Source organism: Ancylobacter polymorphus (genome assembly GCF_022836935.1).
Taxonomy (GTDB): Bacteria; Pseudomonadota; Alphaproteobacteria; order Rhizobiales; family Xanthobacteraceae; genus Ancylobacter; species Ancylobacter polymorphus_A.
In genome coordinates this window covers 32425-46111 of the sequence record NZ_CP083243.1, presented here as the reverse complement: position 1 = coordinate 46111, position 13687 = coordinate 32425, and the positions used below count along the sequence as shown (strand labels likewise).

The window sequence follows — 13687 nt, the reverse complement described above, 5'->3', positions numbered from 1 at the left end:
CTCGCCGCGTCGATGGCCCTTGTAGCGACGCTGGCTCATGTTTCGCCAGCCGCCTCGGGATCGGCGGCCGGCGGCGCGACCGAATGGACGCAGTTGTTGAACAACGGCGAGCTCGTCACCCTGGTGACGAAGTCGGCCGAGCAGATCAACAACCAGGTCACCCAGATCACGCAGCTGGCACAGCAGATCCAGAACCAGCTGCGCATCTACGAGAACATGCTGCAGAACACGGCCCAGTTGCCGAATCAGATCTGGGGCCAGGTGGAGAACGATCTGAACCGGCTCCGCAGCCTTGCCGCGCAAGGGCAGGGCATCGCCTTCTCGATGAGCAACGCCGACGACGTGCTGAAGCAGCGCTTCCAGAGCTATGCAGACTTCAAGACCAACTTGCCGAACGGCGCGAGCTTCACCTCGACCTATCAGAACTGGTCGACGACCAATCGCGACACGATCGCCGGCACGCTGAAAGCGGCGGGGCTCACCGCGGATCAGTTCTCGTCGGAAGAGTCGACGATGAGCTCGCTGCGGTCGATGTCGCAATCGGCCGACGGGCAGATGAAGGCACTGCAGGTCGGACATCAGATCGCAGCCCAGCAGGTGGCGCAGTTTCAGAAGCTTCGCGGTCTGGTCTCCCAGCAGACGACGATGATGGGGACATGGCTCCAGTCCGAGCAATCGGACAAGGATCTCGCGCAGGCCCGGCGCGAGCAGTTCTTCAACGCGACGACGCCAGGTGTCCGTGGCGGGCAGACGATGGAGCCGCGCTGGTGAGCCGGCCGGTCGTCATGGCAGCGCTGGCGGCGGTCCTCGCACTCGTCGGCCTCACGGTGATCTGGTTCGTCGTCACGCCCCGGCCGGAGACCAGAGCGCCGTCGGTGCAGGAGCAACGCCAGCGCGCCGAGCACTTCCTCGGCGGCGATCCCAATCGTCCGGTGCGCGGCGGGCAGGAGATGAAACCACGATGGTAGTCACCCGTCCGTCCCGCGCGCTTGAGATCAGCTTCATCGTCATTGCGCTAGTCCTGATCGCCAGCGCACCGGCGCTCGCCCAGCAGGGGAGCGTGCTGACCACGCTCGAGAACCAGGTCTCGACGGCCGCGAAGGGCTGGGAGACGACGGTCATGAATGCGGCGCGCTCCCTGTTCTGGATCCTCGCGGGCATCGAAGTCGGCATCGCCGCGGTGTGGCTCGCCCTGCAGGCGGCCTCGCTCGATGCCTGGTTCGCCGAGCTCGTGCGCCGGATCATGTTCATCGGCCTGTTCGCCTTCATCCTCGACAGGGGACCGAGCTTCGCCAAGGCGATCGTCGACAGCCTGTTTCAGATCGGAGCCAATGGCGGCTCGGCCTCGCCGGCGAACATCTTCGACGCCGGCATCCGTGTGGCCTCCAAGATGTCGGAGCAGGCAAAGTTCGGCCTCTTTGAGGACAATGCGCTCGCGATTGCCGCCGTCTTCGCCATGGTCATTGTCGTCATCGCCTTCAGCCTGGTCGCGGCGATCTTCATTGCGGTGATGGTCGAGATGTATGTCGGCCTTCTCGCCGGCATGATCATGCTCGGCCTCGGAGGTTCCTCTTTCACCAAGGACTTCGCCGTCCGCTACCTCGTCTATGCCTTCTCGGTCGGCATGAAGCTGATGGCGCTGGTGATGATCGCGCGTATCGGTTCGGAAGTGCTGCTCGGCCTCGCCGAAGCGCCGACGGCCACATCCGATCAGTTCATCACGACGCTCGCCATCGCCGGCATCTCCGTCGTCGTGTTCATCATCGCCATGTATGTCCCGCCGATCGTCCAGGGCGTCGTGCAGGGCGCATCGATCTCCGGCGGCATGGAAGCGATCCGCCATGGCGGCCAGGCCGCGACCTTTGCTGCCGGCGGCGCCTTCCTCGGCGCCAGCGCGGCGATGTCCGGCGCGTCGGCTGCGAGAAGCGCCAGGGCAGGGGGCTCCTCGATGGCAGGCGCGGCGCTGCGCGGCATGGCGGCCGGCATCGGCAATGCCGGCTGGGCAGCCGGCTCGGCCGCAAAGGAGAAAGCGATCGCATCACCGGGCGCCTATGCCGGATCGCTGCTCGGACTGGCGAACGCCAAGCTCGATCAGTCGCGGCAGAAATCGCCGCCGCCGCCACCGCCACCGCCGATTCAGGACAAGTGAGGGGAGACGCGCTTCAGCATGGCCGCCAGCCCGCCCGACAATCCCTATATCGCCGCCCGCCAGGAATGGAACGAGCGCTATGGCTCCTATGTGAAGGCGGCGGCCGCGTGGCGGCTCGTTGGCATCACCGGCATGATGATGGCCGTGGTCGGCTTCAGCTATGCGCTCTATCAGAGCACGCAGGTCAAGCTCGTCCCCTACATCGTCGAGGTCGACCGGCTCGGCACGGCGGTGACGGCCGGCTTTCCGCAGCAGATCGAATATGCCGATCCTCGCGTGGTGCGCGCGACGCTCGGCACCTTCGTCTCGAACTTCCGCAGCGTGACGCCTGATGCCGTGGTGCAGAAGCAATATATCGATCGCACCTACGCGCTGCTGCGCACCTCCGATCCGGCGACCGAGAAGATCAACGCCTGGTTCCGCGGCAATTCCCCCTTCGAGAAGGCGAGGAACGCGACGGTGGCGATCGAGGTCAACAACGTCGTGCCGCTCTCGAACCAGAGCTACCAGATCGACTGGACCGAATACGAGCGCGATCGGAAGGGCAAGGAGACCGCCGTGCGCCGCTTCCGCGGCATCGCGACCGTGACTCTGACCCCGCCGCAGGACGAGGGCGTCATCCGCCTCAATCCGATCGGTCTCTATCTGCGGGACTTCGAATGGACCGCCCAGCTGTGAAAGGCCCGCGCACGCCAATGACAAGAGAAGGAACGATCATCGCCGCCACGCTCCTCGCACTGTCGGCTGTCACGGTGATGGATTTCGTCGCAGCGCCGGCCGCCGCCCAGGGGATGAGCGCGAACGAGGCCCGCGGCACCAACATCTCCGGACAGTGGCGCGGTTCGCGCGGGCTGGTCACCAGAGGGGCGGACGGAAAGGTGATCTTCCTCTATGGCGAGATTCAGCCCTCGGTCGTGTGCTCGCCCCTGCAGGTCTGCGATATCGAGCTGCAGGCCGGCGAGGTGGTGCGTGATGTGCTCGTCGGCGACACAGTGCGCTGGAAGGTCGAGCCGGCGACGTCCGGAGCCGTGGGCGGGCAGGCGATCCATCTGATCGTCAAGCCGGCCGAGCCGGGGCTTGTCACCTCGATGGTGGTGACGACGTCGCGGCGCACCTACCACATCCAACTCAAATCGCATCAGAGCCAGTACATGGCGCGCATCGGCTTCGAATATCCCGAGGACGTGTCGACCCGCCTTTCCGACATCAACGCGAGGCTCGAGGCAAGCACCATCCCGGGCGCCGGCGTGCCGGCCGAGCAGCTGAACTTCCAATACAGCGTCAGCGGCAATGCTGGCTGGCGGCCGACCCGCGTCTATTCGGACGGCCAGAAGACCTATATCCAGTTTCCGCGCTCGATGTCCGGACAGGACGCCCCGGTGCTCTTCGTCGTCTCCGGTGGCCAGAACCGCATCGTCAACTACCGCATGAAGGGCAACATGATGGTGGTCGACTATCATGTCGATCGCGCCGTGCTCGTCTCCGGCGTCGGCTGGCACCAGGACAAGATCACTATCAGCAGGGGAGGGTAGGTGATGACCCAGCGACACCTCGTCCCCCGCCTCCTTGTCGTCGCCCTGGCCGCCGCGCTGCTCGCCGGCTGCCAGACCTTCGGAACCGAAGGCCTCGTGGCCAGCTCCGCGCCGCAGGAGATTTCAGGTCCCGCCGCAAGCGCCATCGCCGGCGACATGGTCAGCCGCCTGGCCGAACATGTCGGACCCGGAACCGGGACGATTCTGTTGAAATCGGACGGCTCCCCGTTTGGCGGTGCGCTGGAAGCCTCGCTGAAGACCTGGGGCTATGCCGTCGTCAGCGATCAGAAGGCCGAAGGCGAGAAGCTCATCCCGCTCGCATATGTGATCGGCAGCTATGACGGCCAGGTGCTTGCGCGCCTTTCGACCGGATCGCTCGATCTTGGCCGCGCCTACACCGCGACCGCCGCCGGCGCGACGCCAACGAGTCCGCTCTCCGTCATGCAGCGCGGGTGAGGGGAGGGGAGCATGGTTCAATCCCTCAAGCTCGGCGGCGACGCCGCAGAACCGAAGATCCGGCGGATCAATCGCCTGCCGATCGTCATCGCGATCGTTCTGGTCGTCGCCTTTCTCGCCGTGATCATTTACGGGCTGAGCTCGCGCGGACTGTATTTCTCGCGCAACCCGTCGATCGAGCAGGCCGGCGGCGCTCCGGCGTCCACCTATGCCGACCAATTGAAGCGTGGCGTCTCGGACGGGATCATCGGCGATCCCGCGGAGGCGCCAGTGTTTCAGCCGACGCCGCCGGAGCGGACAGAGCCGGCGGCAGCGCCAAAACCCGCTGTCGTGCAGCCTGAACGCCAGACCGAAGGCGAGCCCGAGGCCGTGTGGCGGGCGCGGCTCAAGCGAGAGGCCGACGAGCAGTATTATCGCGAGCTCCAGCGCCAGCGCATGGCGCGGATGCAGGCCAACGACACAGCCTATGACTCGCCGATCGCCGTCAACGTCGACAAGCTACGCAGCAACGCGCGAACCGATCCCCCGGCCGCGCAATCCGCCGGCACCAGCGCCACGGGCACCGGCGCGGCCGCCGATCTCTACGGCGCCGCGCTCCGCGCCGGCCTCACCGGCCAGAACCTCGACCCGAACGCCCAACGGACGAAGGAGGACTTCTTCAATGCCGACATCAAGGAGCTCGGCTACCTCCCCAACCAGGTCGTGCCACAGCGCTCGCTCTATGAGCTCAAGCGCGGCTCGGTGATCCCTGCGACGCTCATCACCGGCATCAACTCCGACCTTCCCGGCCGCATCACCGCGCAGGTCAGCCAGAACGTCTACGACAGCGCCACCGGGCACCGCCTGCTCATCCCGCAGGGAACGAAGCTGTTCGGTCGCTATGACAGCAAGGTCTCGTTCGGCCAGTCCCGCGTGCTCGTCGTCTGGACTGACATCATCTTCCCGAACGGATCGACGCTGCAGATCGGCGGCATGGCCGGGACCGATGCCGAGGGCTATGGCGGCTTCAATGACAAGGTGAACAACCACTATCTGAAGACCTTCGGGTCCGCGATCCTGCTCGCTGTCATCGGCGCGGGCATGGACATGGCGATCCCGCAAAACAACAATCCGTTCGACAATGGAAACAGCGCCGAGGACGCCGCGCGGCGGAATTTCGCGGAGACCTTCGGTCGGGTTGCCGAGCGGACGATCAATCGCAATCTCGACGTTCAGCCAACGCTGGAGATTCGGCCGGGATACAAATTCAATGTCCTCGTCGACCAGGACATCATATTCCCGGGGCTCTATCGCGGATAATACCGGAGCCGGCCATCGGTTGGTGGTGTGATTGATCAGGACCTAGCAACAACACGATAGCTTCTAATGGCGGCTCTTGATGCCGTCACCGTCATGCTCTGGATTGCCGCTCATTGCATCCTGAGCCTCTGGCGCAGGCGACGACCCTCGCCACGAAGAAGGTGAAGCTGATCCGAGCGGTTGGCTCCCTATCACTCCACCGGCACCGGCGGGACATGGCCGAGGACGTCGAGGAGCGTCGAAAGGAGGGTCTGTTGGGCATGCATGTCGATCATCGCGCTGACATAGGCGATGCGGGCGGGACCCACGCTTTCACAGTTGGCAACAGGCGGCGACCTGCGCCATTCCTCATATTTCGCCTCGGCCGCGTCGCGGAGGCGCCGATGTGTCCTGATCGCCTGAATCGTGATTTGTTCGAGATCTCGCTTGGGGAGATGCTCGGTCAGGCCGACGACCGGCCTCAGCGTGACTTTGTGCTCCGGCTGCACAGCGCAGTTCTGGTCGTTTCCCATCCGCCTTCTTCTTCAAAGAAAGTCCGCGGTGCGCCCCCGCAAACGTCAATCCCTGATCCCAAGCCGGGGGTTAGAAAACCGCGACTAGACGGTCCCTATGACCTTTAGCACCGAGGCGCCTGGACATGCGTCACAGGCCCCCGGCCACGATGGTCAGAGGATCCTGGCGCCGCAACGGCCGACGCCAACCGCTAGTCGAGGGCTTTCTAAGGCCCCGGGCAGCGCGTACTGCCCTGGCGGCCCTTATAGAGACGAGACGGTGCAATCGCTAGAGCGAAGCGGTGAATCGCGCAGAAGCGAATGACTCGAAACCAGTTAGAGCGACGTCTGCTTCACTGCGATGCAAGCGAGAAAAACATGTGTGCAATTGTCAGTAGTGAGCCGGCTGCAGGAAATGGATAGAAATGCCAATGGTACGAAGCGGCTTCCGCAGACCATCGTCGCCGCACTGCTTTGCGGCCGTCATGCGCGGGTCGGCGGAAGAACGCCGCGCGAGCGCGGACGCAATCTCACGCTCATCGCCGCGTCCTATTCACGCGAAGAGATTCTCGGCGAACGCGGGATCGGACCCGCAAGCGCGGAACGCATTGAGCAGTGGTTGTCGGCACAAGGGCTCGCATTCCGCCGATCCGGCAATTACCATCCAATTTGATCTAAGCTATTGATAATGTTCTATCATTCATGTTACGCGACTCGCATCTTGAGCCGCGGCCTTGCGATGGACGTCGCGTGACATACGTGATATGGGTACGTTCATACTCTATCTCACGTGACGCCATGGCCGACGCTCTTTTCTCATCCTACCTCATGGTCGATCGGCCGATCACGCCGGTTGCCGGCCGGCGCATGCCTGGCGCCGCCAGAGTGCCAGATTCCCATGGCACAGCTAACGATCGCGAGCTCCTTGTTGGGGCAATCCGTCGCGCGCTTCAGGAGACAGCGCCGGCGACCACTGCGCCAACCGGCACCGTCGATCTCGCAGCCGCGGCCGCCGATATCGCGCTTGGGCAGTCCGTTGTCCTTCAGCTCAAGCCGGACCTCGACGAAGGGCATCGAAACGCGGTGCGCTCCTTCCTCGATATGGTCGTTCGCGTCAGCGGCTCGCTCGACGAGACCCGCCTCGAGGCGGCAATCGCCAAGCTCGCCGAAGTCCTTCTGCCCGACGAGCTCGCCGATGCGCGCGGTGCGCTGGCTTCTGACAATCTCGAGCTTCGCGATCGGTTCGTCGCGGAAGTGCCGCAGCTTACGAGCGCGGAGATCGGCGCGCAGGCTGGATTGAAGACAAAAAACCCCTACGCGACCGCAGCGCGGTGGAAAAAGACCGGCGACATTTTCTCGGTCCAACACCGCGGAAAAGAGTATTTCCCGGCCTTCCAATTTCGTGAAGGCCGGCCGCACCCGACAGTCAAGAAGGTGCTTGCGGTGCTCTCTCCGCGGCTATCGGCATGGCAACGCGCCTTCTGGTTCGTGTCGACGAACGGCTGGATTGGCGACAAGGCGCCCATCGACGTGCTCGATGATCCGCAGGCGGTCGTTGCGGCAGCCGAACGAGAGAGCGAGGAGGTGGTTGGGTGAGCGTCTCAAGCGTACGCCCGCCGCCATCGCCCTTTCCAAGCATCAACACGCAGACGATCCCGAAAGGCACCCTCCTTCATCGGACGCACGGCGCCAGCTTTCGCTCGGCACAATTCAACCCGTGCAAGGGTCAGCCGACGCGGTTCGCGCCCTTCTCTGATGCCTCCGGCGCGTGCGTGCCAACGCTCTATGCAGCGACATCACGGGAGGCGGCTGCCTTCGAATCCATCTTCCATGACATCGAGCCCAGCGCTGCATTCAAGACCGTCCGCCTCGATGTCGTGGAATCGCGTAGCGTGAGCCGGATTGCGCCGAAGCGTGACCTCATGGTCGCTGGCCTATTCGCACCGGATCTGAAGGCTTGGGGCCTCGGCCGCGGCGACCTCATCGAGACGCCGAAATCGACGTACGCGGAAACCGTGCTCTGGGCTAAAGCGATTTACGACATCAGGCCGGATATCGACGGTCTGCTTTGGACGTCGCGGCAATGCGATCCAGATCAATGCGTGGTCCTGTTCGAGGATCGCGTCGGCGAGGCTGATTTCGAAATTCACGACTGCATTGCCGTGAATGCGAATGCTGATCTCTTGTTAGAACTTCGTCGCTTTGGGCATCGCGCGGGGATCACTATTGTCTCGTAATCTTGCTTCCCAGAAGATCGGATCACACGAGTTTATCGTTGCTCTTTTGCTTGTCGGCATCTTGCGACGGACGACGATGTGCGACGGGCGACGATGATTGCAGCTTGCCACTACGCTCTATTCGCACGTCGGAACGTCAACTATGTTCGAGCGTGGGGGGATTTCTCATGAAAAGCAAATCGCGCCGCAAAGGCGCGTTTCTCGCCGCATATAAGCTCGAGGACCGCGACTTACAGAAGGCGGACAGGAAATCAGGACGACCTGCTCTAACGCTCGGCGTCGACGAGAGCGGAAATCACGTTCTCATCAAATCGTGGCCGCGAACTGCCGGTGACGGTCAGGACGATCTTCGCGAGCTGTGGCAGCATGAAGTGCGTCACCTCTATCGGCTAGGCGGTTATCCAGGGGCCGCGGCCTCGATTGCCACGCTCCTGCAAGCGGGCTTTGACGACGCCGGCTTCTATCTCGTGCTCGATCTGGGTCAGCGGCAGCCCTTGGCTATGCTTCTCCAGCACCGTCAGGCGGGACACTGGCTGAAAAATCCTCGAATTACGCGCAACCGCCTTCTGCTGTGGCAAAACCTATCACAGATCGCATCTGCGCTTGAGATCCTTCACGATCAGGGCCTTCTGCATCGTAACATCGATCAGTGGTCTATCCTCGCTTCGGGTGGGGAAGAGCCTGACTTTCAGCTGACCGGATTCGAGTGGTCGCTGAGGCTCGCCGGCGCGGCGAATACGCCAAGTGCGACCCGCACCAAATCCGGGGCGCCAGCTTCGTTCGTCGAGGATTGGCGGGCCTTCGGTGAGCTCGCCGCGGTGTTACTCGGCGCGGACGTGAAGCGGGTTGTCGATTTGCGAATCGTGCCGTCCGACGTCGCGGAACATCTCACATCCGCGGAGGTCCGGCTCCTGCGTCAGCTTATCCGCATCGAGCGTCTCGATCGGCTTGATGGTGAGATTGTGCGCCTCCGCATTCAAGACATTCTTCGCGAAGTCGGCGCAAGCGCGGCGGGCCGTGAGGCGAAATTCCACCTTGTCTTTCGGTTCGCCGGCGCATTCGCTCAACGCATCAGAGAGGCATCGGGCAACGACATCGAGATCAACGACACCGACGCGATGCTGGCTTTCGTTCGCGCGGATCTCGGAGACGCGCCGCTCCTGCTGGCAATCAAGAACGACGCGCAGGCCTTCAGGCTCACGCTTGCGGGTACCATTCTGACCTACTCGTTGTCGCAATACGTCCAGCGGCCTGGCACTCCAGGCACATGGGAGATGGCCTATTGCGAGCGAGCGGAGACGAGCGAGGCCGCCGCGGTCAATATCCTCGGCCAGATACAACTCGAGGCGCGCTCGCTCGAAATCATGGATCAGAGGGAGGCGGGTGCAAGATTTCCGAGACTGAGGGGTAAGCTGTCGAGCTGGGAGCAGCTGCGGCGGGACCTCGACGCAGAGCAATCTAAGCCGGATAGAGCGAAACGCGTCCATCAGGCATTGGCGCTAACTCAATTTCTGGAAGCCCTCTACGCTGCCGCTGACGTATATCCCGTCGACATTCGGCAAGTCGTCGACGCACACGGCGCCCTGGACGCCGACGGCGAGGAAATCTTTGTCGCAATGACGCCTCGACCCGACGTAGAGCGGGACGCCCTTTCCGTCGCGCTCGGCCTTCGTCCCCCTGCCAAGCGCTTCGAAGATGTAATAATGGGCGACGCCCGCATCGAGGACTGGGTCTTGACCGAGGCGCGCCAGATCGGTGACCGCGAGACGTCCGATACCGCTTGGAAATTCAGCCGCAAGGAACAGAACGGCGCGGCGGAGCCGACATATATCTTCGTCGGCTCCGACCGGCCTGCCAACATTCGTGACGCCGCGCTGGTGCCGGCGGACTTCGTCGGACGGGACATACAGCTGAGGCGCCGGCTGCGAGCGCTACGGGCGCTCGCCGATCATTCGGAATTGCTCCGCATGCTCGACGATCCACGGTCGCGTATCCTCGATTCGCACGAGACGGTGAAATCTGACGAGCGTTTCGCCGCACTGGATGACTCGAAACGAACGGCTCTCGCGGCGATAATCTCGACGATCCCGCTCTACTTGGTGCAAGGTCCTCCCGGCGTCGGCAAGACCCGTCTCGTTCGAGATCTCGTCCTTGATACGCTTTCAGACAACAGTTCCGCACGGTTGCTTCTGACGGCTCAAAGCAACGCCGCTGTGAATCACTTGATGGACGAGCTGGCTGACGCGCTCGAGAACCATCCTCGCGAGCCGGTGATCGTGCGGAGCCAATCGAAGGACAACAAGGACGACGCAGGCAGTTTCGAGGTGGTCCGGCAAACCGAGACGCTCCTTGCAAAGCTTGCAGGGAGCCCGCTCGTGGCCGACGCGCCCGCGCGGCTCCAGAAGCAGCTGAGCGACTTGCGGCAAAGCATCGGCATCAAGCCGAAGGAAGACCGTTCGAGCGTCACCCAGGGCCGGCAGGCGATGGAAGCTTTGTTGGTGCGCGGTGCGAACCTGCTTTTCGCGACGACGAATTCTCCAGAACTCGAACGTCTCCTCGACGAACGCGGCCAGTTCGATTGGGTAATGGTCGAGGAAGCCGGTAAGGCAACCGGCGGCGAATTGCTCGCTCCTCTTTTGCTGTCGTACCGCCGGCTGATGATCGGGGATCACAAGCAGCTCGCTCCCTTCGGCTCCGAACGGGTCGTCCAGCTCCTTGCAGACCCGGCCGCTGTCGCCGAAGCGCTCGATGCTGGTGCCGAGTTTATCGGAAGGTCGCTTCGAGATCTCGCAACCGAAGAAATTTTAGACGAGGTCGACACAGACCAGAGCGATTTCCCTGCCCTGTGCGCCCTGGCACTGGGCCAGATCCTTCTTTTCGAACGCATGATTGAGGATGAATTCAAGGTCCACAAGACCAAACCTAAAGCCCGTCGCCTTGCACAGCGGCTGACCCTGCAGCACAGGATGCACCCTGCATTGGCCGACGTCGTGTCGCACAGTTTCTACGACAACGAACTCAAGACCCATGACGAGGCCGCAGCGCGGATATCGGGCACGCCAGCACCAGTGTCTTCGAGCGACACTAAGCGGCTGCCGAACGCGCCGTTGATCTTTGTCGACATGCCTTGGATCCAAGCGACCATCGGTATGAAAGGCGGCGATGCTGAACGTCGACCGCGCTGGCACAACCCCGCCGAAGTCGACGCGGTCCGCGAAATTCTCTCTCTGCTGAAGGTCCGCCCGGACCTTGAGAAGCCGGCGACTTTGGCCGTTCTCTCTCCATACAGCGAGCAGGTCCGCCGGCTGAAAGTGGCGATCGACGATCGTCGTGACAATTTCACAGTCCTCTCCGCCCTGGCGCCAGCGGTCGCTGCGGATCAATATTGCGGCACAGTCGACTCCTTCCAAGGAAACGAAGCAGACGTCGTGATCGTCTCGCTCGTGCGCAACAACCATCATGCGTCCATCCGTAGGGCACTCGGCTTTCTGAGCGATCCGCGACGGATGAACGTCTTGCTCAGCCGGGCGAAGTCGAACCTCTTCGTCGTGGGATCCCTCAATTTTATCCGCGAAACCATCGCCTCCAACGTGGGGACGGATGCGTTGCAGGAGGCCGCGTTTCTCAGTCGATTCCTCGATGCATTGGAAACGCAACGTCAACGCGGCAAAGCGGTGATCATTCCCGCAGAACGTCTGGTCGGTCGCAAATGAGCCTCGTGCGAGTCGCAATCCCGGTCCTGCAGGGTCGCCGAAAGTTTCATTACGACAAGGGCAGGCCTTGGACCGTCCTAGAACAATTGCTGCTATCCGAGCTCGACCGGGGGCCGACTTCTGTCCACGCGCTCAAGGAGCGCGCTTGCATTCCGGAGCGCGTAATCATCGAAGCGCTGATCCGCCTCATGCGCGCGGGTTGGGTCGAGATGATGCAGTCCCCGACCGCTGTGCAGTTCCAGATCACGCCGGAAGGACGTGTCGTCAAGGAATACGAGCAGCTGCCGACCGCGCCGCGACGCTTGAGTCGGAACATGACTTTCGTGATCGATCAGATCACAGGCACGCTCTTCAGGAGCCGGGACCTTCCGTTCATTCATGAACATGTCGTCGCCAAGCGAGAGGAGCAAGGCGAGGCGATTATCCGAATTGAACGGCCGTCACGCCAGCTAAATGAGGAACTCCGTCCGCTCGTCGACGCCTTGTTTCAGAGCGATGAGAAGTTCGTCGGTATCGATCCCTACGGCAATCGGCTCGCGAAACGCTGGGCGCTCGTGCCGGTCAGAGACGGCCAACCGGAAGGTCTCAGCCCGCGAACCCCTCCCGGGCTCATCGATGAAATCAAAAAGGCTGCGGCCGCCGTGTCGACGAAGGGCAATGGTGGCCATCAGAGAATGTACACTGCTGCTCAGCTGATTGGCCCGGAGACCGCTCAGGCCGTCCCGCCTACACGGAAGATTGCGTTCACGACGAACGACCTCATCGCCGGAGGGCCGGAGCACGAAGCAGCGCTGAAGGGGGCGATCGGGCGGGCGCGGCATCGCGTTCTGATCCATTCGACGTTTGTCTCCGCACCGCGTTTCGCCGCTCTTCTGCCCGACCTGCGCAAGGCCATCGCGTTGGGGGTGAAAGTCGACATTCTATGGGGCCAGGACAAGAACACCGACGAACGTCGCTCCACGGCAAAGGTCGTCCAACAACTGCGCGCCGAGTTGGAAGCTGAGGGCCTCGATGGTCTGACAATCCATCCCTTTTCGACGGGCTCGCACGCGAAGATCGTGCTCGCTGACGATGGTACGCCCGACAAAGTCATAGCTCTCGTTGGATCTTGCAACTGGCTGTACAGCGGCTTTTCAAGCTTCGAGGTTTCAGTCCGGCTGCGCGATTTCCAACTCGTGGCCGATGTGATCGACCAGGTCGCCGAGCTGTCGCGCGGAGGAAACGGTCACTGGACCAATTTGACGAGCGATCTCGTCGCTCAAGCGGTCCATCTACGGAGCTTGAAGTCTCCAAGCGAAGGAAAGGCGAGTGTCTGCGTGCTCCTGGGATCGAGCCATGCCGAGGTCGTCAGAGAGGCGAGAGATTCTGCGGATAAGACGCTGGTGATCGCCAGCCACAGGTTCGCCGGCGCTGCCAAGAGCCTGATCTTGGCGCCGGTGTTCGCCGCGTCTAAACGGGCACGCGATCTCGATGTCCGGCTGTTCTACGGAGAAGACAGCGGCGCGATCACCGCAACCGATATCGCAGGTCTCACGAACGAGGCAGCCAAGGTCGGTGTACGAATCCGGCCGGTCCACCGCCCACGTCTTCACGCCAAGTTCCTGACTTGGGACGACGATGTCGCGGTAATCACGAGCCAAAATTGGTTGTCTGCCGACAGCACGGATGACAACCCACGCCAGGAAATCGGCATCTGTGTACGCTCCCCAGGCGTCGGCCGAATTCTGATGGAGCGGTTCGACGCTGCGACCCTTGCGGCGGGTGGTGGCTAGGTCATCCGCTGTGGCTTCGTGGACTGGACTGCGCACCT

At 62.7% G+C, this 13687-nt stretch carries 13 protein-coding genes; 12 read left to right on the top strand and 1 reads right to left on the bottom strand.

The window, feature by feature from the left end; translation table 11 throughout:
- Positions 1-12 precede the first annotated feature (12 nt).
- Genes trbJ through trbI form a run of 7 tightly spaced genes read left to right on the top strand, consistent with a single transcriptional unit; the run spans position 13 to position 5436 of the window.
- Positions 13-771: a P-type conjugative transfer protein TrbJ gene (gene trbJ, locus K9D25_RS24570; protein WP_244451528.1), complete on the top strand. Its 759-nt coding sequence runs from the start codon at positions 13-15 to the stop codon at positions 769-771.
- Positions 768-968 (top strand): entry exclusion protein TrbK, encoded by a 201-nt coding sequence (gene trbK, locus K9D25_RS24565; RefSeq protein WP_244451469.1) that lies wholly within the window; start codon positions 768-770, stop codon positions 966-968. The genes trbJ and trbK overlap by 4 nt, the downstream gene beginning before the upstream one ends.
- Positions 962-2149, top strand: a complete 1188-nt coding sequence (gene trbL, locus K9D25_RS24560; protein ID WP_244451468.1) for a P-type conjugative transfer protein TrbL — start codon at positions 962-964, stop codon at positions 2147-2149. Before trbK ends, trbL begins: the two co-directional genes overlap by 7 nt.
- An 18-nt stretch (positions 2150-2167) precedes the next feature.
- Positions 2168-2827 carry a conjugal transfer protein TrbF gene (locus tag K9D25_RS24555; RefSeq protein WP_244451467.1) on the top strand — a complete coding sequence of 220 codons (660 nt, stop codon included), beginning with the start codon at positions 2168-2170 and terminating at the stop codon, positions 2825-2827.
- Between the two features lie 17 nt (positions 2828-2844).
- On the top strand, positions 2845-3681 hold the full coding sequence (trbG, locus tag K9D25_RS24550) for a P-type conjugative transfer protein TrbG (protein WP_432207987.1): 837 nt from the start codon (positions 2845-2847) through the stop codon (positions 3679-3681).
- Between the two features lie 3 nt (positions 3682-3684).
- On the top strand, positions 3685-4137 hold the full coding sequence (trbH, locus tag K9D25_RS24545; RefSeq protein WP_244451466.1) for a conjugal transfer protein TrbH: 453 nt from the start codon (positions 3685-3687) through the stop codon (positions 4135-4137).
- Between the two features lie 12 nt (positions 4138-4149).
- The gene (gene trbI, locus K9D25_RS24540) at positions 4150-5436 is read left to right on the top strand and encodes an IncP-type conjugal transfer protein TrbI (RefSeq protein ID WP_244451524.1); all 1287 of its coding nucleotides are present in this window, start codon (positions 4150-4152) and stop codon (positions 5434-5436) included.
- A 191-nt stretch (positions 5437-5627) separates the two neighbouring features.
- On the opposite strand, the gene K9D25_RS24535 is transcribed toward trbI, so the two are convergent.
- On the bottom strand, positions 5628-5948 hold the full coding sequence (locus K9D25_RS24535) for a transcriptional repressor TraM (protein WP_244451523.1): 321 nt from the start codon (positions 5946-5948) through the stop codon (positions 5628-5630).
- Positions 5949-6324: 376 nt separating this feature from the next.
- Between K9D25_RS24535 and K9D25_RS24530 the strand changes: the two genes are divergently transcribed.
- The 5 genes from K9D25_RS24530 to K9D25_RS24510 all read left to right on the top strand — a co-directional run bounded on the left by K9D25_RS24530 (position 6325) and on the right by K9D25_RS24510 (position 13649).
- The gene (locus K9D25_RS24530; protein WP_244451522.1) at positions 6325-6600 is read left to right on the top strand and encodes a hypothetical protein; all 276 of its coding nucleotides are present in this window, start codon (positions 6325-6327) and stop codon (positions 6598-6600) included.
- A gap of 125 nt (positions 6601-6725) precedes the next feature.
- Entirely contained in the window at positions 6726-7523 is a 798-nt protein-coding gene (locus tag K9D25_RS24525; protein ID WP_244451521.1) for a hypothetical protein, read from the top strand.
- On the top strand, positions 7520-8164 hold the full coding sequence (locus tag K9D25_RS24520; protein WP_244451520.1) for an RES family NAD+ phosphorylase: 645 nt from the start codon (positions 7520-7522) through the stop codon (positions 8162-8164). The genes K9D25_RS24525 and K9D25_RS24520 overlap by 4 nt, the downstream gene beginning before the upstream one ends.
- Before the next feature lie 167 nt (positions 8165-8331).
- Positions 8332-11877 carry an AAA domain-containing protein gene (locus K9D25_RS24515; RefSeq protein ID WP_244451519.1) on the top strand — a complete coding sequence of 1182 codons (3546 nt, stop codon included), beginning with the start codon at positions 8332-8334 and terminating at the stop codon, positions 11875-11877.
- Positions 11874-13649 (top strand): phospholipase D-like domain-containing protein, encoded by a 1776-nt coding sequence (locus K9D25_RS24510; protein ID WP_244451518.1) that lies wholly within the window; start codon positions 11874-11876, stop codon positions 13647-13649. Before K9D25_RS24515 ends, K9D25_RS24510 begins: the two co-directional genes overlap by 4 nt.
- Positions 13650-13687 lie beyond the last annotated feature (38 nt).